Origin of the sequence: Limnochorda sp., from assembly GCF_047459355.1 — a bacterium.
Classification (GTDB): Bacteria; Bacillota; Limnochordia; order Limnochordales; family Limnochordaceae; genus Limnochorda.
In genome coordinates, this window is sequence record NZ_VSCV01000022.1 from 1 (window position 1) to 18,956 (window position 18,956).

Sequence of the window (18,956 nt, forward strand, 5' to 3'; positions counted from 1 at the left end):
GGCACCTTGACGGTCCTGGGATGGGTTTCTAGACTCCAAAGGGAGACGGATACCAGAACCGGGTGAGGTACCGCAAAAGGAGGCGCTCCCGTGGAGAAGACGTACCGTATTGAAGGCATGACCTGCGATCACTGCGTGCGGGCGGTGACCAAGGCCCTGGAAGCCCTGGATGGGGTGGAGCGGGCGGTGGTCACCCTGCCCGATCAGGCGGTGGTCACCTTCGATCCTGAGAAGGTGACGGACGAGCAGATCCGCCAGGCGGTGGAGGCGGAAGGGTACCGGGTGGCCTAAGGAGCTCCCGCCTGCGGACAGACTCTTGCGGAAAGGCTCCCGGCGGGGCGCCCCGCCGGTCCCGGTCCTGCAGGCTCAGGCGAAGAGAACGTGCTGGCGCAGGAAGGCCTCCACCGCCCGGTAGAAGGCTTCGATCGTCTCACGCTGGCGCCAGCCGTGCCCCTCCCCAGGGTAGAGGTGGTACTCATGGGGGACCCCCCGGGCCTTCAGGGAGGCGACGATGGCCTCCGCTTGGTTCTTGGGGACCACCTGATCCTCTTCACCCTGGAAGATGGCGATGGGGTCCTGGATCCGCTCCACGTGGAAGAGGGGCGAGCGCTCCCGGTACAGGGCCGCCGCCTCCGGCAAGGGACCCACCAGCCCGTCCAGGTACCGCTCCTCGAACTTGTGGGTCTCGGCCGCCAGGCTGAAGAGGTTGGAGATGCCGTAGAGGCAGATCCCCGCGCGGAAGAACCCAGGGTGGGTGACCAGTGCCTGGAGAACCGTATAGCCCCCAGCGCTCCCGCCCATGATCACCAGCCGGTCGCCGTCGGCTAGGCCCTGCTCCGCGAGGTAGCGGCCGCCGCTGACGGCATCCTCCACGTCGAGGACGCCCCACTGGCCCCGGAGAGCGTCCATGTAGGCCTTGCCGTAGCCGGTGCTCCCCCGGTAGTTCACCTCCAGGTACGCGTACCCGCGGGTGGCGAAAAACTGGGCCCGGGGCGACCAGCCCGCCACCGCCTGGGAGGTGGGCCCACCGTGGATGTTGATGATGGCCGGCGGCAGGCCCGGGCTGCGGAAGCGGGTGCCCGCCGGTGGGTAGAAGAGCCCGTGGACCAGGGCGCCATCCGTCGACCGCCAGGTGAGGGCCCGGGGCCGGCTCAGCTCCGCGGGGTCCAAGGTCTCCGCCTGGCTCCGGCGGATCACCCGGACGGTGGCCACCTCCCGCTCGGATGCCTGGCCGTTCCCCGCCGCCGTCCGGGCCTCCCGGGCCGGAGGCTCCACCACGATCACCCGGGGCGGGATGCGGGCTGACGAAGCAATGAGCGCGATCCGGCCGGACAGCGGGCTGGCCGCGATCTGGCTCAGGTGGGTGTAGGTCTCCACGCCGGGCACGGCCCGGCCCTCACGCTTCTCCACATCGTAGGCCCAGAGCCGGTAGAAGCCGCCCTCATTCCGCAGCGCGTACAACGTCCGGCCGTCGGGCGAGAAGGCCAGGGTCCGCATGCCCTGCACCCAGGCAGGCTCCGCGTGGTCCACCTCGCCCGCGGTTAAGGGCGTTCGGGAGCGGGCCTCCAGATCGTAAAGGTAGATCTGGAACCAGCCCGTCTCGTTGGAGGCGAAGGCCAGGTACCGCCCATCGGGGGAGAAGATGGGCTGGAAGACGGCCGTTTCGTCGCTTCCCGCCACATGCTCCCGCTCCCGCACCACCGGGAGGGGGCCATCCAGGTCCAGCTCGGCCAGGTAGAGGCGGCTGCCGTCCCAGGGCATCTGGGGATGGTTCCAGGCCACCCAGGCGATCTTCCGCCCGGAGGGGTGCCAGGCGGGCTGCATGTAGAAGTCGTCGCCCTCCACCAGCTTCTGGGGCCAGTGGCGTCCTTGGGCATCCACCACCGCCAGCCGGTCCACCCGCTCGTAGCTGCTCACAAACAGCACCCAGCGCCCGTCAGGGGAGACGGCCGGCGAGGCCACCTCACCGAAGGCCGGCGTCAAGGCCTGGGCCTCACCCGGGCCCAGGGGCTGGCGGAAGAGCCGCCCGTCAGCCACGTAGTAGGCCGCGCCGTGCGCGACGGTAAACTCCCCGCCCCCATACCCCACCCGCGCCCGGACGGAACGGGCCGTGGTCAGATCCGAGGGCGCCTCGCCCCCCGGCTCGGCCCAGACCAGCACGCCCCGCCCGGACCGCTCCTCCCGCCAGACCAGCCGGTCGGTGGCCGAATCCCACGCGACGTCGCTCAGCCGGATCCCTTCGGCCAGGACCGCGGGCTGCACCGGGCTCTCCCAGGTCCCGTACGGTCGCACGGCCACACGCTCGGCCCCGTCCCGCCCTCCGTTCGTCCCGGGGCGTTCGCCCATGACCGCTCCTCCTTCCTTCCGTCCTGTAGCCTGTGGATCCATCTTCCTGCTGGCCCAGCCAACTCCTTCCAGGCCGACGCCGCCCCGCCCTCTCCCTCCCGGCCGAGGCCGTGCTATACTGAACCGAACCCTTTCCGGAGGAGATCGACCGATATGCAGCCAACGGTCCGCCCCATCCCCGCTTGGATCCGCCTCGTCGCCCTCCTGCTCCTCGCCGGGCTCCTGGCGGGCGGGCTGGCCTGGGCCGTGGTGGAAAGCGGTCTCATCCCAGCCTTCCAGGCCGTCTGGCGCCAGCTGGGCTCGGTGGAGGGGATCCGGGCATGGGTGGCCCGCTTCGGGGCGGCGGCGCCGCTGGCCATGCTGGCCATCCTGGTGGCTCAGGCCGTCCTGCTGCCCATTCCAGCCATGGCCCCGGCCGCCGCCAGCGGGTTTCTCTTCGGGCCTTGGGTGGGTACCCTGCTGGCAGTGGCGGGGGTGACGGCGGGCTCGGTTCTTGCCTTCCTCCTGGCCCGCGCGCTGGGGCGGCCCTGGGTGGTCCGCCTCCTCTCGCCGGAGCTTCTGGCCCGGCTGGACAGGCTGGTCCACCGGCGGGGCGCGGCCGCCCTCTTTCTGATCTTCCTCATCCCCTTTCTGCCCGACGACGCGGCCTGCCTGGTGGCCGGCCTCTCCCCCATCCCCTTCCGCCTCTTCCTGGTCCTCTTGGTCCTCGGGCGGAGCCCGGCGGTGGTGGTGGCCAGCCTCACGGGCGCGGGGCTGGCCGCTTCGCCCCTGGTGTGGGTGGGCCTGGGCGTCGCGGCCCTCCTCCCCACCCTCCTCCTCATCCGGCACCGGGACCGGCTCTGGCGGTGGCTGGAGCGGCAGGGGCTCCGGTGACCCTTGAAAGCCTGTCCCTGTGCCGGCGAGCCCCAGCCCCGGCGTGCCCTGCCCGGCCCGCCCCCAGCCGCCGGCCCCCCGGCCTCACCACCGGGGGGTGGGGTTGGATTAGGCGAGCCCCATCACGTTGTAGCCCGCGTCGACGTAGAGCACCTCGCCGGTGATCCCGCTGCTCAGAGAGCTGGCCAGGAAGACGGCCGCATCGCCCACCTCGTGGTGCTCAATGTTCCGCCGGAGGGGCGCCTTCTCCCGGTGGTGCTGGAGCATCCCGGTGAAGCCGGCGATCCCCCGGGCGGCCAGGGTGTTGAGGGGGCCTGCGGAGATGGCGTTCACCCGGATCCCCGCCTCGCCCAGCTCCCAGGCCAGGTAGCGGACGCTCACCTCCAGCCCTGCCTTGGCCACGGCCATCACGTTGTAGTTGGGCACCACCTTCTGGGAGGCGTAGTAGGTGAGGGCGAGGATGCTCCCGCCGGGCTTGATGAGCGGGCGGAAGGCCCGGGTGAGGAGGATCAAGGAGTAGGTGCTCACCTCCAGGGCGGTGCGGAAGGCCTCCCGGGAGGTTTCCAGGAAGGGCTGCTCCAAGGCCTCGCTGGGCGCGTAAGCGAGGCTGTGGACCATCACGTCCAGCTCCCCCACCTGCTGCCGGACCTGCTCGGCCGCCCGGGCCGCCGCCTCATCGGTGGCGACATCCAGCTCGACCAGGACCGGCTCCTTGGGGAGTTCGGGGATCAGGGCCCGCACCTTCTCCCCCAGGCGCTCGTTCTGGTACCCCAGGACCAGCTCGGCCCCTTCCCGGGCAAAGGCCTGCGCGATGGCCCAGGCGATGCTCCGCTTGTTGGCCACGTTGAAGATGGCGGCCTTCTTCCCCTGCAACAGCATAAGCCTCATTCCTTTCCACTCGAAGCTCCGGCAGCGCGGCGCCCCGCTGGGGATTATTCCCACCGGAAGCGCCAGGCCGCCACGCCGATCCCCACCACCGTCCAGAGGAGGAGGGCGGTCAGCTCTCCTGCATAATCCACCAGGGTGCCCGTCCCTTCCGCCACGCCCCGGAGCGCGTCCACCAGGTGCGCCAGGGGCAGCCGGTCCAGGACGGGACGGAGCGCCTCCGGCATCATCTCCCGGGGCCAGAAGACGCCGGAAAGGAACATCATGGGAAAACCGATCACGTTCCCCAGGTTGTTGGCCGCTTCCGCCGTCGGCGAGAGGGTGGAGATGGCCATGCCCATGGCCAGAAAGGCGACGGAGCCGAGGAGGCAGATGAGGAAGTACTGGACCAGATCGCCCCGGGTTTGGGCCCCGAAGACGTAGGTCCCCACCAGGAAGATGATGGTCACCTCCATCAGGTTCCGGGCGGTGAAGCGGCCGATGAGGCCCACCAAGAACCCGCCGGGCGGGAAGGGCGTGGCCAGCACCCGCTTGAGGAGCTTCTGCTCCCGGTAGTTGGCCACCACCCAGGTCACTCCCATGAGCCCCGTTTGCATGAGGGTCATGGCGATGATGCCGGGCAAGAGGTAGTCGAACATGTCGAACCCCGGGCTCCCACCGGCCTCCTGGACCTCGACCGTCATCAGGGCCGGCCGGCCGCTGATCCCCTGCTCCAAGCGGGTCACCACGTCCCGGATGATGGAGACCCCCAGATCCGCCACCTGGCTGCCCGGCCGGTGGTAGACGGTGATGGTCTGAGGCCCGGAGCCGGCGGTCCCAGGCCGGTCAGGCCAGGCCCCGGCCGGCAGGGCGACCACCAGGCTGGCCCGCTGCTCAGCCAAGGCCGCCAGGGCCTCGTCGAGACTCGCCTCCTCCCAGACGGTGAAGACCTCGATCTGGTCCAGGGTCTCCACGAACCAGTCCGAGAACCATCCAGCCTCTTCAGCCTGCCGGACCACCGCCACATCGAACTGAACCGAGGCCTCCCCGAAGACGGTCCCGATCAACCCCATCAAGAGCAGGGGGAAGAGGATGCCCCAGAAGACCGAACTCCGGTCCCGGAAGTAGGTGAGGAAGCTCATCCGGACCACGGCCCAGACGCCCTTCATCATTCCCGGAGCTCCCTCCCGGTGAGCTGGAGGAAGACGTCCTCCAGGCTGGCCTGCTCCACCCGCAGGCTGCGGAAGGCAAGCCCCTCCGCCGCCTGCAGCTCGCTCAGCCCCCGCAAGGTGGCGGTCGCATCCCGAGTGCGGAGGAGGACCGTCGGCCCCCCGGGCTCGGGCACCGAAACCGCCTCCACTGCCGGCAGGCGGCGGAGCCGGTCGCTCAGGGGCTCCGCCCCCGGCTCAGGGCCGCCGTTGGGAACCGGAAGACCGGCCGCGGGCGTCGCCAGGCCGTAGGGCAGTTCGAGGATGATCCACGCCCCGGGGGCGTGCTCGGCCACCAGCCGGTCCGGCCGGTCCAGAGCCAGGAGGCGGCCCCGGTCCATGATGGCCACCCGGTCGCAGAGGGCCTCCGCCTCCTCCATGGAGTGGGTGGTGAGGATGAGGGTCCGGCCCTCCCGGCGGATCTGCCGGATCATCTCCCAGAGGTTCCGGCGGGCCTGGGGGTCCAAGCCAGTGGTGGGCTCATCAAGGAAGACGATACGGGGATCGTTGATCAAGGCCAGGGCGATGGAGAGGCGCTGCTTCTGCCCGCCCGACAGGTTCCGGACCAGGACCCGGTGCCGGTCCCTCAGCCCCACCCGCTCCAAGACCTGGTCGACAGGGAGGCCCCTCCGGTGGAAGGCGGCGAAGGTCTCCAGGGTCTCCCGGACGGTGAGCAGGTCGAAGAACCCTGCCTCTTGCAGCTGAACGCCGATGACGGTCCGGACCGCCCGGGGGTCGTCCACCACCGAGTGGCCCGCCACCTCCACCCGCCCCCCGTCGGGCCGGCGCAGGCCCTCGAGGATTTCGAGGGTGGTGGTCTTCCCGGCCCCATTGGGCCCCAGCAGGCCAAAGACCTCGCCCTCGTCCACGGTGAAGCTGACGTGGTCCACGGCCAGCACCCGGCCGTACCGTTTCACCAGGCTCTCCACCCGGACCATGACCCGGGCCGCCACAGTGCTCCCCCCTTGCCACCCTGCCGGGGAACCTTCGCCTGGCGAGCGGTCTTTCCTCCACCGAAAGAGGAACCGTTCTTGACGGACGCGGCCATCTCCCGATAGGATGATACCCGTGGGGGTATATGGGCCGGGGCGGCCCCGGTCCGGGAAGGAAAGGGGGAGGGACCGTGCGGCTCAACGTGGGCACCACCGATCGGATCCTACGGGTCGTGGGCGGCGTGGCCCTGATCCTGATCGGCTTCTTGGCCCTCGCCGGGACGGCTCGAGTGGTGGCCAGCCTCATCGGCGTGGTGCTCCTGGCGACGGGCGGTTCGGGGTACTGCCCCATCTACAGCCTCTGCGGGCGAGGCACCCTAACACCCCGGGTGGACCCCCCCGACCGCTGACGGCAGGCAGCACCGGTGGGACGCACCGAAGAGGCGAGGCCGCCCGGCGACCCCGCCAGGGCGAACGGCCGCCGGCACCGGCGGCACAAGACGGGCCCGGCCGCTCTGGCCGGGCTCTTCCTTTCCCAGCTGTGATGGGTCCGGTTCCGAGGGGTCGGGCCCTAGTCGATGAGGGCAAGGAACTCGTTGAGGAGCGCGGGGGTGAGGGCCCCCAGGTACTTCACCCGGATGATGCCGGAGCGGTCCACAAAGTACGAGGTGGGAAGCGCCCGGACCAGGTACTGCTCGTTGACAGCCCCGTCCCGGTCGAGGGCCACGGGGAAGGTGAGGCCGAACTCCTCCACAAAGGCGGCCACCTGCTCCACGCTCCGCTCGGTGTGGGTGGCGTCCACCGCCAGCACCACCAGCTCCGGGTTGGCCTCAGCCGCTGCTTGGAGGTGGGGCATCTCCTCCCGGCAGGGCGGGCACCAGGAGGCCCAGAAGTTGATCAAGACAGGCCGTCCCTCGAAGGCCGAGAGGGTGAGGCTCTCCCCACTGAGCGCGGGCAGGGTGAAGTCCGGCGCCCGGCGGCCCGCCTCGGGCATGGGCCGGAGCAGCATGGCCGTCAGCTCCGCCGGCCCGCCCGCCACCGCCACGGCGACCGCGGCCGCCACCAGCATCCCTGCCAGCACCACAATGGCCGTCCGACGCACCCGCATCCGCCCCCGATCCGTCTGCCCATTCCCGTACCCCGAAGGGTAGAACCGTTCTCAGTATAGCTGGCCTGTCCTCCAGGTCAATCTCCCGGGACGTCACCGCCCGGGGAACGGGGCCAAGGCCAGCCCTCGCCGGCGGCGCTCCCGCCAGTGCCGGGCGGCCAGGCTGAGGCCGAAGAGGAAGGTGGCCACCAGCACAATGCTGGCCCCCGAGGGCAGGTCCCAGAGGAAGGAGAGGATCAGGCCCCCCACCCCGCTCACCAGGCTGACCACCAGGGAGAGGCCCAGGACCTGCCGGTAGCCCGAGGCCACCTGGCGGGCGGCCGCGGTGGGGATGACCAGGAGGGCCGAGGCGAGGACCACCCCCACTGCCCGGACGGAGACCATCACCACCAGCGCCACCGCGACCAGAAGCCCGTAGGAGAGCACCTCCACCGAGCGCCCGTCGATCCGGGCCAGCTCCTCGGAGAAGGCGACGCTCATCAGATCGTGGAAGCGGAGGATCACGAAGAGGGCCACCCCGCCCCCCACCAGGGCCAGAGCCCGCACCTCCGCGGCTTGCGCGGCCAGCACGTTTCCGAAGAGAAGGCTGAAGAGGTCGACGTAGCCGGGAACCCGGCTGAGGATGGCGGTGCCCAGGGCCATGGCGGCCGCGTGGAGGATCCCGATGGTGGTGTCCTCGGCCAGGCGGCCCCGGCGGGTGATCCAGCCGATGAGGAGGGCCACCGCCACCGCGAAGAGGGTCCCCGTCCAGAAAGAGGAGGTGCCCAGCAGAAGCCCCACCGCCAGCCCGCCGTAAGCCGAGTGGGCCACCCCGTGGCCGGCAAAGGCGAGCCGCTGGGAGACGACGAAGAAGCCCACCAGGCTGGAGAGCCCCCCGGCCAGGAGCACCACCACCAAGGCCCGGCGCATGAACTCATAAGCCAGGATCTCGCTCACCGTTCCCCACCCCTCTCCCCAAGACCCTCACCCAGCCCGCTCAGGGACCTCCGAAACCCCCACCTTCTCGGGGCCGCCTTCCGTCAGCCCTGTCAGGGCCGGGGAGGCCAGGAGCTGGGCCACGCTGCCGAGGGCCCAGGTCTGGTCCCGCAAGAGGAGCATCCGCTGGGCGTGGGCGGCCACCTGCTCGATATCGTGGGAGACCACCACGCAGGCCACCCCCGTCTGCCCGCAGAGCCTCGCCAAGAGCTGGTACAGGTGGCGCTGGGCCGGCAGATCGAGGGCCTGCTCCGGCTCATCTAGGAGGAGGAGGCGGGCCCCGCCGGCCAGAGCCCGGGCCAGCAGCACCCGTTGCTGCTCACCACCCGACAGCTCCTGGAAGAGCCGCGCCCCGAGGCCCGCCAGACCCACCTGCTCAAGGGCCTGGGCGATCACCCGCCGCTCCTCGGGCCGGACGCGCCGGAAGAGGGAGGCCCGGGGAACCACCCGGAGGGCGATGACGTCGGCCACCCGCAAGCCCAGCTGGTCGTTGAAGGCCCGCTTCTGGGGCACGTAGCCGATGCCTCCCGGCCCCACCCGGCGGACCACCCGGCCCCCCTGGACAGGGAGAAGGCTGGCCATCACCTGGAGCAGGGTGCTCTTCCCCGCGCCGTTGGGACCCACCACCGCCAGAAACTCCCCCGGGTGCACCTGCAGGGTGAGGCCGTCCAGCACCGTCCGGCCGTCCCGCTCCACCCGCACCCCCTCCAGCTCCAGCAGAGGCAGGGCGTTCCCGCTCATCCTCGGCTCACCCCCATGGGCCATCGGTCAGCGGCCCGCCGCGCCCGCCAGGGCCTCGCTCAAGCGGCGGGCGTTGGTCTTGATCATGGCCATGTACCCCTCCATCCCCTCCACCCCGGGGCCGCCCAGGGGATCCAGGGCGACGACGGGCACCCCCACCTCCCGGGCCACCTGCTGGGCGAGGCGGGGGTCGAACTGGGCCTCGGTCACCACCAGCCGGACCCCGGCCTCCCGGGCCTGGGTGATGAGGGCGGCCATCCAGGCGGGGCCGGGCTCCCGCCCGGGGTACTCGTGAAGGCTGCCCGCCTGCTCCAGGCCGTAGCGGGCCGCAAAGTACCGCCAGGCCGAGTGGACGGCGACGAAGCGGGCGCCTTGGTAGGGGGCCAGCAGGGCCCGCACCTCCTGGTCCAACCGGGTCAGCGCCTCCTGAAACCGGGCCAGGTTGGCCTGGTAGGTCCCGGACCCCTGGGGGTCCAGGGCGGCCAAAGCCTGGGCGATGGCCGGGGCCAGATCGTCCCGGACCCGGAGGGGATCGAGCCAGATGTGGGGATCCCAGGGCCCGTGGTGGTGATCGTGCTCCCCGCCGGCCCCGGGGCCCCTCCCGGGGTGGCTGGGCCCTTCCTCGCTGGGCAAGAGGGGAGTGGTCTGGGCCAGCTCCAGGCGGGCGGCGTCCCGCGCCGTGGCCAAGAGCGGCTCCAGCCACGTGTCCAGGCCGGCCCCCACCCAGACCACCAGCCGGGCCCGGGCCAGGGCCCGCAGGTCCGAGGGCCGGGGCTCATAGCCGTGGGGGCTCGCACCGGGCGGCACGAGGGCGGTGACGGTCACCCGCTCGCCCCCCACCTGGCGGACCAGGTCGGCCAGGGGCGGCAGGGTGGTGACCACCTCCACCTGGGCCGCAGCCTGCCCGGGAACCCCCATGGCGACGCCGAGGGCAACGACCAGGCCAAGAAGAGCCCGCCAGAGGGTCCGACGACGCCGCTCCCTCCGGGGAACCCTCATCGCGCCGGCACCTCCGTCCCGCCGGTCTCGGAAGCGCAGCCTTCACAGTAGCCGAAGATCTGAAACTCGTGCCGCACCGGCCGGAATCCTGCGGGCGCCTGGGGCATCTGCTCTTCTTGGCAGGGTTCCAGGCACAGGACCTCGCCGCAGTCCAGGCAGACCGCGTGGTGGTGATGGTAGGTCACCCACTCGAACCGGTCGGCCCCTTCAGGCATGTGGAAGACCTCCACCGCCCCCAAGGTCACCAACCCCTGGAGGTTCCGGTAGACGGTGTCGGCGGCCATGTCGGGGAACTGGCGGCGCAAGGTCTCCACCAGCTCCGGCGCGCTCATGGGTCGCCGGGCCCGGGCCAGAAGCTCCATGAGGGCCCGCCTCTGGGGCGTCACCCGTCCCCCTTGGGCCCGCAGCCGCTCCAGCGCCTCGGCAACGGTCACCAGCCTCACCCCCAACCGCCAGGGTTCGCTAATGCTATATATCGCAACAAGGAGAAGATGTCAAGAGTGGCCAGGCCCGCCAGACGCGCCGGTGCCCGGACCGGGGTCCGGGCACCGGGATCGGCCTGTCCAGGCTCGGAAGGGGTGGATCACCCGCGCATGATCTCTTCGATCCGCTGCTTCACGTCGTCGGAGAGGGTCCAGCCCAAAGCGCCCGCCGCCTCCTGGATCTGGTCCGGCCGCCGGGCGCCCCAGAGGGCCACGGTCACCCCGGGCTGGTCCAACACCCAGCGGACCGCGAGCTGGGCCACCGTCTTGCCCAGATCGGAGGCCAGGGCCTTCAGCTGCTCCACCTTCTTCAGGTTCTCCTTGAAGGCGTCGCCGGTGAAGAGCGGGTCCTTGGCCCGGCTGTCGCCCGGCTTGAAGGTGCTCTCCGGGGTGAACTTGCCCGTCAAGAGACCCCGGGCCAGGGGGCTGTAGGCCAGGAACGCCAGCCCGTGCTCCCGGGTGTAGGGGAGGACGTCCTCCTCCACCTCCCGGCGGAAGAGGCTGTAGCGGGACTGCTCCGAGTGGAGCGGGGCCACCTGGCGCCAGATCTCCATCTGCTCCACCGAGTAGTTGCTGACGCCGATGGCCCGGATCTTCCCCTCCTGGTAGAGGTCGTGCATCACCTGGGCCGTCTCTTCGATGGGGGTCTCGGGATCGGGCCAGTGGATCTGGTAGAGGTCGATGTAGTCCGTCTGGAGCCGGCGGAGGCTGTCCTCGATCTCCCGGCGGATCCGCTCAGGCTTGGAGTTCCGCCAGGTCTCCTCCTTCTCGTTCCACTCCATCCCGCACTTGGTGGCGATGATCACCTGATCCCGGGGGATGGAGCGTTCCCTTAGGGCCCGGGCCACAATCTCCTCGGAAAGCCCAAAGCCGTAAACCGGCGCGGTGTCGATGGTGGTGATGCCCATGTCCCAGGCAGCGTGAATGGCCCGCACGGCCTCATCCACATCGGTGCCGCCCCACAACCAGCCGCCCATGGCCCACGTGCCCAGCGCGATACGCGTCACCTGGATCGACGTGGTCCCAAGCTGCGTGTACTCCACGACGCGCTCCCTCCAGACTTTGGATGGTCCCGGGCGGTCGCCCGGCCAGCCGACCGTCTCCGGTGCCGGAACCGTGCCGGACCCGATTCCTAGTCTAGCTTTGGCTTTCGAGGTGTGTCTAGCCCGGCCCTGGATCCGGCTCCCACTGGGGGCGCGGCCTTCGGGGCTGGCTCCGCCCCGCCTCCGCAACTGGCCCCGCTTCCCAGGAGATGGTATGATCGGGCCATGGACAAACAGCTGGCTCAATCGGCACCGGCACCGCCCCGCCATCCCGGCCGAGAGTCCCGGCGGCGGAAGGCGGCCCGGCTTCAGGCGATCCTGGCCGTCTTAGAAGCGCGCTACCCGTCGGTGCGGACCGCCTTGGTCCACCAGGATCCGGTCCAGCTCTTGGTGGCCACCATCCTCTCGGCCCAGTGCACCGACGCTACGGTCAACCGGGTAACGCCGGCCCTCTTCGCCGCGTACCCCGACGCCGCCGCGCTGGCCACCGCCAGCCGGGAGCACCTGGAAGAGCTGATCCACCCCACCGGCTTCTTCCGGCAGAAGGCCCGGGCCATCCAGGAGACCTGCCAGGAGCTGGTCGCCCGCCACGGCGGCGAGGTCCCCCGGACCATGGAGGAGCTCACCCAGCTCCCCGGCGTGGGCCGCAAGACGGCCAACGTCATCCTCTCCGCGGCCGCGCTGGAAGGCTGGAAGGGCTGGGATCCCCTCCAGGGCGGCATGGGCATCGTGGTGGACACCCACGTCCTCCGCCTCTCCCGGCGCCTGGGCCTGAGCGTGGAGAAGACCCCGGAGAAGGTGGAGCAGGACCTGATGCGCCTGGTCCCCCAGGAGGCGTGGGCCAGCTTCCCCCTGCGGCTCATCTATTTCGGCCGGGAGGTCTGCGCGGCCCGCAAGCCCCTGTGCGACCAGTGCCCCCTCTACCACCTCTGCCCCGCCGGCCCTCACCGGGGCCTGATGCCCTGGCTGGCAGGACCGGACGGGAAAGCGGTCCACCGGTAAGGGAAGAGCCTCCGGGGGCCGTTGCCCGCCGGAGGCTGGCGCGTTAGGCTAAGGGGAGGGAGGAGGGCGTTCCCGTGCCCGAGCCACCGAGCCCCCAGCCGGTCGATGCGGAGCGCTTTGCGGAGGCGGTCCGCTTCGCGCTTCAAGCCCACGGCAACCAGTACCGGAAGGGGTCGCCGGCGCCCTTTGTCACCCACCCGGTGGCCGTCGCCGGGATCCTGGCCCAGTACGGCTGCTCCGAGGCGGTGGTGCTGGCGGCGGTCCTCCACGATGTGCTGGAGGACACGCCCGTCACGGCAGAGGAGCTGGAGGCCCGCTTCGGCCCCCGGGTGACCGCGTTGGTCCAGGCGGTGACCGAGGTGAAGACCATCGCTGGCCGCCCGGTTCCCTGGGAGGAGCGGAAGGCGAGCCAGCTCGCCCACCTGCAGGCGACGGACGACCTGGAGGCCGTCCTCCTCAAGGCGGCCGACGTGCTCCACAACGTGACCACCATCATCCGCGACCTGCGGCTCCGGGGGCACGCCACCTGGAGCCGGTTCCGCCGGGGCGCCACCGACCAGCTCCGGTACTACCGAAGGGTTGCGGAGGTGCTGGGCGAGCGCCTGGGGAACCACCCCCTGGCGGCGGAGCTCAAGGCCCAGGTGGAGGAGCTCCACCTGGAGGCGGCCCGGGCCGCCCGGGGCCCATCCCCGACGCCGCCCAGCTAGAAACACCCGGCGCGAGGTGCCCGTCACTCCCGGGAGGCGCCCGCCCGCCAGAGGAGGGGCGTCAGCACCAGGGGCGCGCCCGCCCGGAAGAGGCCCCGGAGCCCGCCGAGGAAGGCGGCCACTCCCTCCACCAGGGCCGCCGGGCCCGCCTCGGGAGCTGCCAGGCGGCGCTCCTCGGCCAGATCCCGGATGGCCACCGGCCCTCGCACCCCGGCCAGCTCCAAGGCCTTGGCCACCGCCTCCCGGGTGCCGCCCAGCTGGTCGACCAGTCGGTGCTCCAGGGCCTGCCGGCCTGTCCAGACCCGGCCCCCGCCCACCCGGTCCACCGCCTCCACCGTCAGCTTCCGGGCCGCAGCCACCCGCTGGCAGAAGAGCTGGTAGATTCGCTCCACCTGGGCCCAGACCCAGGCCCGCTCCCGCTCGTCAAAGGGCCCGTCGGGGTGGTAGAGGCTGATGTGCTCACCCCGGCTCACCACCCGCCGGTTGGCCCGCAGCTTCCGGGTGAAGCCCGTGTCGACGAACTTGCCCATCAAGACCCCGATGGAGCCGGTGATGGTGCTGGGCCTGGCCACCACCCAGTGGGCGGGGGTGGTGACGTAGTACCCACCCGAACCGGCCACCTCGCCCATGACGGCCACCACCGGCTTGCGGGCCGCCACCTGGGCCAGGGCGGAGGCGATGGCCTCCGAGGCGGTGGCCGAGCCTCCGCCCGAGTCGACGTGGACGATCAAGGCCACCGCCCGCCGGTCCTTGGCCACCCGCCGCGCCTGCTGGACGATGGAGAGATCACCCGTCTGGGGCCCGCCCACCAGGGGGAGGGGCAGCCGGAGGGGAGGCCGCCGGCTCCACCCGTCGACGATCACCCCTTCGATCCGCATCCGGGCCACATAGCGGTCGGGCCGGGGCAGGGGCGGCCGGAGGAGGCTCCGGGCCGCCTCCTCCCAGGAGGCCAGGGAGGCGGGCCGCCCTTCACGACCCACGTGGGCAGGGAGGGCTTCCGCGTTCACCAGGCCGTCCACCGCGCCCCGCCGGGCGGCCTCCTCATCGGTCAGCGGGCTGGCGTCCACCAGGGCCCGGGCCCCTGCCTCGTCCAGGCCCCGGCCCTCCTGGATGGCCCCGAGGAGCTCCTGGAACTGGCTGTCGGCCAGCCACTCGGCCATGGCTCGGGCCTCCTCGGAGAAGTCCGTCCGGGTGAACTTGTCGGAGGCCGTCTTGTAGGGGCTGATCTGGACGAAATCCCCTCGGAGGCCGGCCGCCTCCAGGGCTTCGGCCAGGAAGAGGTACTCCTGGCGGACCCCCAGGGGCCCCACGGTCCCCCCCGGTTGGAGGAGGATCTCATCGGCCGCGCAGGCGAGCCAGTAGGCGTGGGTGTCGTAGTCCGTCGCCCAGACCACCACCCGCTTCCCCGCTTCCCGCAGGCGCCGGAACTGGTCCCGCAGGGCTTCCACCTGGGCGGGGTTGAGCCGGAGGTTCTTCACCTGGAAGACCACGCCGTGCACCCGGGGATCGGCGCCCACCTGCTCCAGCCTGTGGGCCAGCTCCTCCAGGTTGGGCTGGCGCCCGCCGGTCCACCGGCGCCACGGCCCGCCCCCGGCCGGGGGCAGGTCGGGGTAGGCGCCCTCCAGCAGGAAGAGGATGTACTCCGGCGGCCGGCTCAAGCGGCGCCGCAGGTTGCCGAGACGCCGCCAGGTCTCCTTGAACCCGTAAAGGACGTACGAAACCATACGAAGCCTCCTTGCACCTGGTCCGAGGGCGTCCAGCCCTCCCACGGGAGCGAGGGAACCCTCCGAATGGAACGCTCGTGGCGATCAGTCGACGAAGATCTCCACCCGGGTGTCGTCGTCTTCGACCTCAACGATCTTCCCCTCGGCCCCCTCCTCCACCGCCCGGATGATGGCGTCCAGGTCGAGGACGTGCTCATCGTCGCCCTGGCCCACCCGCAGGGCATCCCGGGGGATGATGTTGGAGAGGACCCGGATGAGGCCCAGGGGAATCTGGACGTTCATCTTGGTGGCGTTTCCTTCCTCGACGACGATGCGGAAGAAGCGGGCGCGGTGCGATGAGCGGAGGGGCTCCGGGGCCGAGGAGGCCTCCAGAGCGTTGAGGAGCTCGTTGGCCTCCTCTGCGGTGATCCGGCCCTCTTGGAGCATCTTGAGGATCTGCATCCGTTCCTCGGGGCTGGGCGGTGCCATGGAGAACCACCATCCTCCTGTCTTGAGCTGACCTTGGGGAAAGTTTACCCCCCACCTTGAACATTGTCAAGCTCAAGGTTAACGTTGTTGATGGTGGGGCTCAATTTTGTGAAGGTCGTCGGGGACGGGGCCCGGCCGGCCTCAGCCCAGCCAAACTCGGGCCCCGTCCCGGGCGGATTGGAGCACCGCGTCCAGCACCCGGGCCTGGGCGATGGCATCCTCCGCGGGGAGGAGGGGCGCCTCCTGGCCCCGGATGGCCCGGCCCAGGTTGTCGACCGCGGCGGTGAAGGGTTCCACGACCGGGGTGGCGATCCGCTCCTCCTCAGGCTCGGAACGCCCGGGCCGGTACCGCCGGAGGATGATGACGTGGTCCTCCCGGCGGGGGTGGTAGGGTGCAGGCAGCAGGATCTCGCCCTCGGTGCCCAAGATGCGGGCCCGCTGCCCGCCCGGAACCTCAAAGCTGGTGAAGAAGGCTGCCGTCCGGCCCTCGCCGAAGTCCAGAACGCCCGCCGAGGTCATCTCCACCTGGAACTGGGGGTGGAGATCGCCGAAGGCCAGGACCGAGCGGGGCTCCCGGCCAAAGACGAACCGGGCGAAGGCGATGGGGTAGCAGCCCAGATCGTAGGCGGCGCCGCCCCCCAGGGCCGGTGCCAGGCGGATATCCCCGGAGCGCTCCTCCATCCGGAAGGTGAAGGAGGCCTCCAGCCCCAACACCTGGCCGATGGCCCCCTGATCCAGGAGCTCCCGGAGCCGCACGCTTTGGGGGTGGAAGCGGAAGGCGAAGTTCTCCGCGAAAAGGACGCCCGCTTGCCGGGCTCCGGCCACCATGGCCTCCACCTCCGCTGCGGTGAGCCCCGCAGGCTTCTCGCAGAGGACGTGCTTCCCCGCCTGGACCGCGGCCAGGGTCCACTCCCGGTGGAGGGCGTTGGGCAGGGGAATGTAGACCGCCTCCACCTCAGGATCCTGGAGGAGCGCCTCGTATGAGCCGTAGGCCTTCCGGAAGCCGAAGCGCTCCTGCCACTGGCGGGCCCGCTCCAGGTCCCGGCTGGCCACCGCGTGGAGCTCCCCCGTCTGGGAGGCCTGCACCGCCCCGTTGAAGACCTTCTCCGCGATGGCGGCGCAGCCCAGCACACCCCAGCGCACAGGACCCCTCATCTACGCCTGGACCCCCCGGGAGCGGGCCGCCTTGATCAGGGCGCCCAGCCGCTCCCCCAGCCCCACGGTGACGAGACCGACGGCCAGGTGGAGCACCTCGATCACCCAGTGGGCCGAGCCGGGGAGGATCTGCCCGTGGGTCAGCCCAAAGTAGACCACAAACACCCCCCAGAGGATGGCCAGGAGAACCCGGCCGGCCCCCAGCCCCGCCAGGCCTGCGCCGATGGCCAGAACCCAGAAGGCGAGCACGAGGACGAAGCCCGTCCAGATGTGGAGGGGGACGAGATTGAGGGCGTTGCCCGTCCAGAAGAGAAGGCCGAGGATCACCAGGATGACACCAGCAAGGCGCACCAGCATCTGCGCCACGACGGCCACCACGTTCATCTCGCCATCAGACCTCCTCGGAGAAGGAAGAGTGCGTACTCGGCAGGCCCTTGGCACGGGTGCCACAGCCCAGAGAACAGACGTGACTTGCAGCAAGGCCTCTCTTCGGTGCAGCCCTCCGGAACCCTCCTCCCCCGGACCCGTTTCCGAACAGCCCCCGGGTGGGCTCCGCTCCCCCAGGTCAGGGAGGGCGCAGGAGGAGTGGCGGGCCCGACCGGGAAGAGGGATGGCATGATGGAACCCCACGGCCCCGCCGAGATCTCCTGGACCCACCTGGAGACGCCCTTGGGCCCCATGGTGGCTGCCGCCACCGCCCAGGGGCTCTGCCTCCTCACCTTCGCCGAGGAGGCCGCGGAGGCGTTGGCCCGCCTCCGCCGGTACATCCCCGGGCCGGTCATCGACCGGTGGCACCCCCTCCTCGAGCAGACCCAAGAGGAACTCACCCAGTACTTCACCGGCCAGCGCCGAACCTTCTCCGTACCCCTCCTCGCCCCCGGAACCCCCTTTGAGCGCCGGGTCTGGTCGGAGCTCTTGCGGATTCCCTACGGCGAGACCCGCTCCTACAAGGAGATCGCCGCCGCCATCGGCCGGCCGGGCGCCATGCGGGCCGTGGGGCTGGCCAACGGGCGGAACCGGATCGCCATCATCATCCCCTGCCACCGGGTGATCCAGCACGACGGGCGCCTGGGCGGGTACGGCGGCGGCATCGGCCGGAAAGAGTACCTGCTCGACCTGGAACGAAGGGCCCGCGCCCAGACCGAGGCCCCCCCATCCGGTGGCGAGAACCCCGCCCAGGCATAGACCTTTCCCGCCCCTTGCCAACGGGGTCCCGGCGGGCCCCGACAGCCCACCCACCCCTTTCCCCGGCCGACACCCCTTGACCCTTGCCTCTCGCGAAGCTATCTTGGAGGCAGAATCAGTTCAAGAGTTGTCGAAATCCCGAAGGTAGGGTTGTCGTGGCGTATCAGGAGCGGGATCTCATACGGGTCTACCGAGCTTTAGGAGAACCGACACGGTTGGCCATTGTCCGCCTTCTGGCCCAACGGGACGAGGTGGGCTGTGGCGAGCTCGCCGGCAGCCTGGGCCTCACCCGGCCGACCCTGTCGTACCACACGCGCATCTTGGAAGAGAGCGGCCTGATCCGAGTGCGGAAGGAAGGGCCCTTCCGGTTCTACAGCCTGGACCGGGAGACCGTCGAGCGTTTGGCTCCGGCTGCCTTGCCGAGGGGCTCCGGCCACGACGGCTGAGCCGGCCGCCCGGTGCATCGGACGGCTGGCCCGGTGGTATCCTTCGGGAGAGGAGTTTTGGGATAGACATCAATCGTACGAAAACACGGAGGGATCGTTGATGGCCACGGTCTGGCAAATCGACCCTGCGCACACGACGGCTGAGTTTACCGTGCGGCACATGATGATTTCGAACGTGCGGGGGCGCTTCGGCGCCATTGAGGGGAAGGTGGTCGGCGACCTGTCCGATCCCACCCAGGCTCAGGTGGAGGCCAAGATCGACGCGGCCTCCATCGACACCCGGAACGAGGAGCGGGATAAGCACCTCCGCTCGGCCGACTTCTTTGACGTGGAGAACCACCCCCACATCACCTTCAAGAGCACCCGGATCGAGCGGGTGGGCGACAACCAGTACAAGGTCATCGGTGACCTGACTATCCGGGGCGTCACCCGCGAGGTGGTTCTGGACGCCACCTTCCAGGGCCAGGTGAAGAGCCCCTGGGGCCAGCAGGTGGCCGGCTTCAGCGCCACCACCACCCTGAACCGGAAGGATTTCGGCCTCACCTGGAACACCGTGCTGGAGACCGGCGGGGTGCTGGTGGGCGAGGAGGTCAAGGTGGAGCTCCAGGTGGAGCTGATCCAGCAGGCGGCCTGAGACGGCGATTGGCCGCCGGTCTTGGGGCGGGCGTCTGGTCCTGGCCGGGCCCCGCCCCAGGGGC

The 18,956-nt window shown here is 70.8% G+C and carries 22 protein-coding genes; 8 read left to right on the top strand and 14 right to left on the bottom strand.

What is annotated here, in order from left to right; genetic code table 11:
• Positions 1-90: 90 nt before the first annotated feature.
• Positions 91-291, top strand: coding sequence for a heavy-metal-associated domain-containing protein (locus FWJ67_RS08265; RefSeq protein WP_304171924.1), 201 nt, complete (start codon positions 91-93; stop codon positions 289-291).
• Between the two features lie 75 nt (positions 292-366).
• On the opposite strand, the gene FWJ67_RS08270 is transcribed toward FWJ67_RS08265, so the two are convergent.
• Complete coding sequence (locus FWJ67_RS08270) at positions 367-2,298, bottom strand: S9 family peptidase (protein WP_304171926.1); 1,932 nt, start codon at positions 2,296-2,298, stop codon at positions 367-369.
• Positions 2,299-2,499: 201 nt separating this feature from the next.
• On the opposite strand from FWJ67_RS08270, the gene FWJ67_RS08275 reads away from it, so the two are divergent.
• Complete coding sequence (locus FWJ67_RS08275) at positions 2,500-3,219, top strand: TVP38/TMEM64 family protein (protein ID WP_304171928.1); 720 nt, start codon at positions 2,500-2,502, stop codon at positions 3,217-3,219.
• A 108-nt stretch (positions 3,220-3,327) separates the two neighbouring features.
• Here the strand turns inward: FWJ67_RS08275 and FWJ67_RS08280 are convergent, their stop codons facing one another.
• Genes FWJ67_RS08280 through FWJ67_RS08290 form a run of 3 tightly spaced genes read right to left on the bottom strand, consistent with a single transcriptional unit; the run spans position 3,328 to position 6,244 of the window.
• On the bottom strand, positions 3,328-4,098 hold the full coding sequence (locus FWJ67_RS08280; RefSeq protein WP_369686544.1) for an enoyl-ACP reductase: 771 nt from the start codon (positions 4,096-4,098) through the stop codon (positions 3,328-3,330).
• A 53-nt stretch (positions 4,099-4,151) separates the two neighbouring features.
• Positions 4,152-5,252 carry an ABC transporter permease gene (locus tag FWJ67_RS08285; protein ID WP_304171932.1) on the bottom strand — a complete coding sequence of 367 codons (1,101 nt, stop codon included), beginning with the start codon at positions 5,250-5,252 and terminating at the stop codon, positions 4,152-4,154.
• Complete coding sequence (locus FWJ67_RS08290) at positions 5,252-6,244, bottom strand: ABC transporter ATP-binding protein (protein ID WP_414482695.1); 993 nt, start codon at positions 6,242-6,244, stop codon at positions 5,252-5,254. Before FWJ67_RS08290 ends, FWJ67_RS08285 begins: the two co-directional genes overlap by 1 nt.
• Positions 6,245-6,414: 170 nt before the next feature.
• Between FWJ67_RS08290 and FWJ67_RS08295 the strand changes: the two genes are divergently transcribed.
• On the top strand, positions 6,415-6,633 hold the full coding sequence (locus tag FWJ67_RS08295; RefSeq protein ID WP_304171937.1) for a DUF2892 domain-containing protein: 219 nt from the start codon (positions 6,415-6,417) through the stop codon (positions 6,631-6,633).
• A 161-nt stretch (positions 6,634-6,794) separates the two neighbouring features.
• Here the strand turns inward: FWJ67_RS08295 and FWJ67_RS08300 are convergent, their stop codons facing one another.
• From FWJ67_RS08300 to FWJ67_RS08325, 6 genes are all read right to left on the bottom strand, one after another.
• The gene (locus FWJ67_RS08300) at positions 6,795-7,331 is read right to left on the bottom strand and encodes a TlpA family protein disulfide reductase (protein ID WP_304171939.1); all 537 of its coding nucleotides are present in this window, start codon (positions 7,329-7,331) and stop codon (positions 6,795-6,797) included.
• 93 nt (positions 7,332-7,424) lie between these two features.
• The gene (locus tag FWJ67_RS08305) at positions 7,425-8,267 is read right to left on the bottom strand and encodes a metal ABC transporter permease (RefSeq protein ID WP_304171941.1); all 843 of its coding nucleotides are present in this window, start codon (positions 8,265-8,267) and stop codon (positions 7,425-7,427) included.
• Positions 8,268-8,294: 27 nt separating this feature from the next.
• Positions 8,295-9,047 carry a metal ABC transporter ATP-binding protein gene (locus tag FWJ67_RS08310; RefSeq protein WP_414482295.1) on the bottom strand — a complete coding sequence of 251 codons (753 nt, stop codon included), beginning with the start codon at positions 9,045-9,047 and terminating at the stop codon, positions 8,295-8,297.
• Between the two features lie 27 nt (positions 9,048-9,074).
• Positions 9,075-10,046 carry a metal ABC transporter substrate-binding protein gene (locus tag FWJ67_RS08315; protein ID WP_414482296.1) on the bottom strand — a complete coding sequence of 324 codons (972 nt, stop codon included), beginning with the start codon at positions 10,044-10,046 and terminating at the stop codon, positions 9,075-9,077.
• Positions 10,043-10,480 carry a Fur family transcriptional regulator gene (locus tag FWJ67_RS08320; protein WP_304171947.1) on the bottom strand — a complete coding sequence of 146 codons (438 nt, stop codon included), beginning with the start codon at positions 10,478-10,480 and terminating at the stop codon, positions 10,043-10,045. Before FWJ67_RS08320 ends, FWJ67_RS08315 begins: the two co-directional genes overlap by 4 nt.
• Positions 10,481-10,629: 149 nt before the next feature.
• Complete coding sequence (locus FWJ67_RS08325) at positions 10,630-11,571, bottom strand: aldo/keto reductase (RefSeq protein ID WP_304171949.1); 942 nt, start codon at positions 11,569-11,571, stop codon at positions 10,630-10,632.
• 225 nt (positions 11,572-11,796) lie between these two features.
• Between FWJ67_RS08325 and nth the strand changes: the two genes are divergently transcribed.
• Positions 11,797-12,573 (top strand): endonuclease III, encoded by a 777-nt coding sequence (nth, locus tag FWJ67_RS08330; RefSeq protein ID WP_304171951.1) that lies wholly within the window; start codon positions 11,797-11,799, stop codon positions 12,571-12,573.
• Positions 12,574-12,647: 74 nt separating this feature from the next.
• On the top strand, positions 12,648-13,280 hold the full coding sequence (locus tag FWJ67_RS08335; RefSeq protein WP_414482297.1) for an HD domain-containing protein: 633 nt from the start codon (positions 12,648-12,650) through the stop codon (positions 13,278-13,280).
• Positions 13,281-13,303: 23 nt separating this feature from the next.
• Here the strand turns inward: FWJ67_RS08335 and sppA are convergent, their stop codons facing one another.
• The 4 genes from sppA to FWJ67_RS08355 form a co-directional block, all read right to left on the bottom strand.
• A complete protein-coding gene (gene sppA, locus FWJ67_RS08340; protein ID WP_414482298.1) occupies positions 13,304-15,004 on the bottom strand; it encodes a signal peptide peptidase SppA in 1,701 nt (566 codons plus the stop codon).
• An 84-nt stretch (positions 15,005-15,088) separates the two neighbouring features.
• Positions 15,089-15,472 carry an SHOCT-like domain-containing protein gene (locus tag FWJ67_RS08345; protein WP_304171957.1) on the bottom strand — a complete coding sequence of 128 codons (384 nt, stop codon included), beginning with the start codon at positions 15,470-15,472 and terminating at the stop codon, positions 15,089-15,091.
• Between the two features lie 141 nt (positions 15,473-15,613).
• Positions 15,614-16,627: a Gfo/Idh/MocA family protein gene (locus FWJ67_RS08350; RefSeq protein ID WP_304171959.1), complete on the bottom strand. Its 1,014-nt coding sequence runs from the start codon at positions 16,625-16,627 to the stop codon at positions 15,614-15,616.
• The gene (locus FWJ67_RS08355; protein WP_304171961.1) at positions 16,628-17,011 is read right to left on the bottom strand and encodes a hypothetical protein; all 384 of its coding nucleotides are present in this window, start codon (positions 17,009-17,011) and stop codon (positions 16,628-16,630) included. It abuts the gene before it with no gap.
• A 231-nt stretch (positions 17,012-17,242) separates the two neighbouring features.
• On the opposite strand from FWJ67_RS08355, the gene FWJ67_RS08360 reads away from it, so the two are divergent.
• The 3 genes from FWJ67_RS08360 (at position 17,243) to FWJ67_RS08370 (ending at position 18,892) form a co-directional block, all read left to right on the top strand.
• Positions 17,243-17,812 (top strand): methylated-DNA--[protein]-cysteine S-methyltransferase, encoded by a 570-nt coding sequence (locus FWJ67_RS08360; RefSeq protein ID WP_414482696.1) that lies wholly within the window; start codon positions 17,243-17,245, stop codon positions 17,810-17,812.
• A 155-nt stretch (positions 17,813-17,967) separates the two neighbouring features.
• The gene (locus tag FWJ67_RS08365; protein WP_304171965.1) at positions 17,968-18,258 is read left to right on the top strand and encodes an ArsR/SmtB family transcription factor; all 291 of its coding nucleotides are present in this window, start codon (positions 17,968-17,970) and stop codon (positions 18,256-18,258) included.
• Positions 18,259-18,358: 100 nt separating this feature from the next.
• Positions 18,359-18,892 (top strand): YceI family protein, encoded by a 534-nt coding sequence (locus tag FWJ67_RS08370; RefSeq protein ID WP_304171967.1) that lies wholly within the window; start codon positions 18,359-18,361, stop codon positions 18,890-18,892.
• The last annotated feature ends 64 nt before the right edge of the window (positions 18,893-18,956 follow it).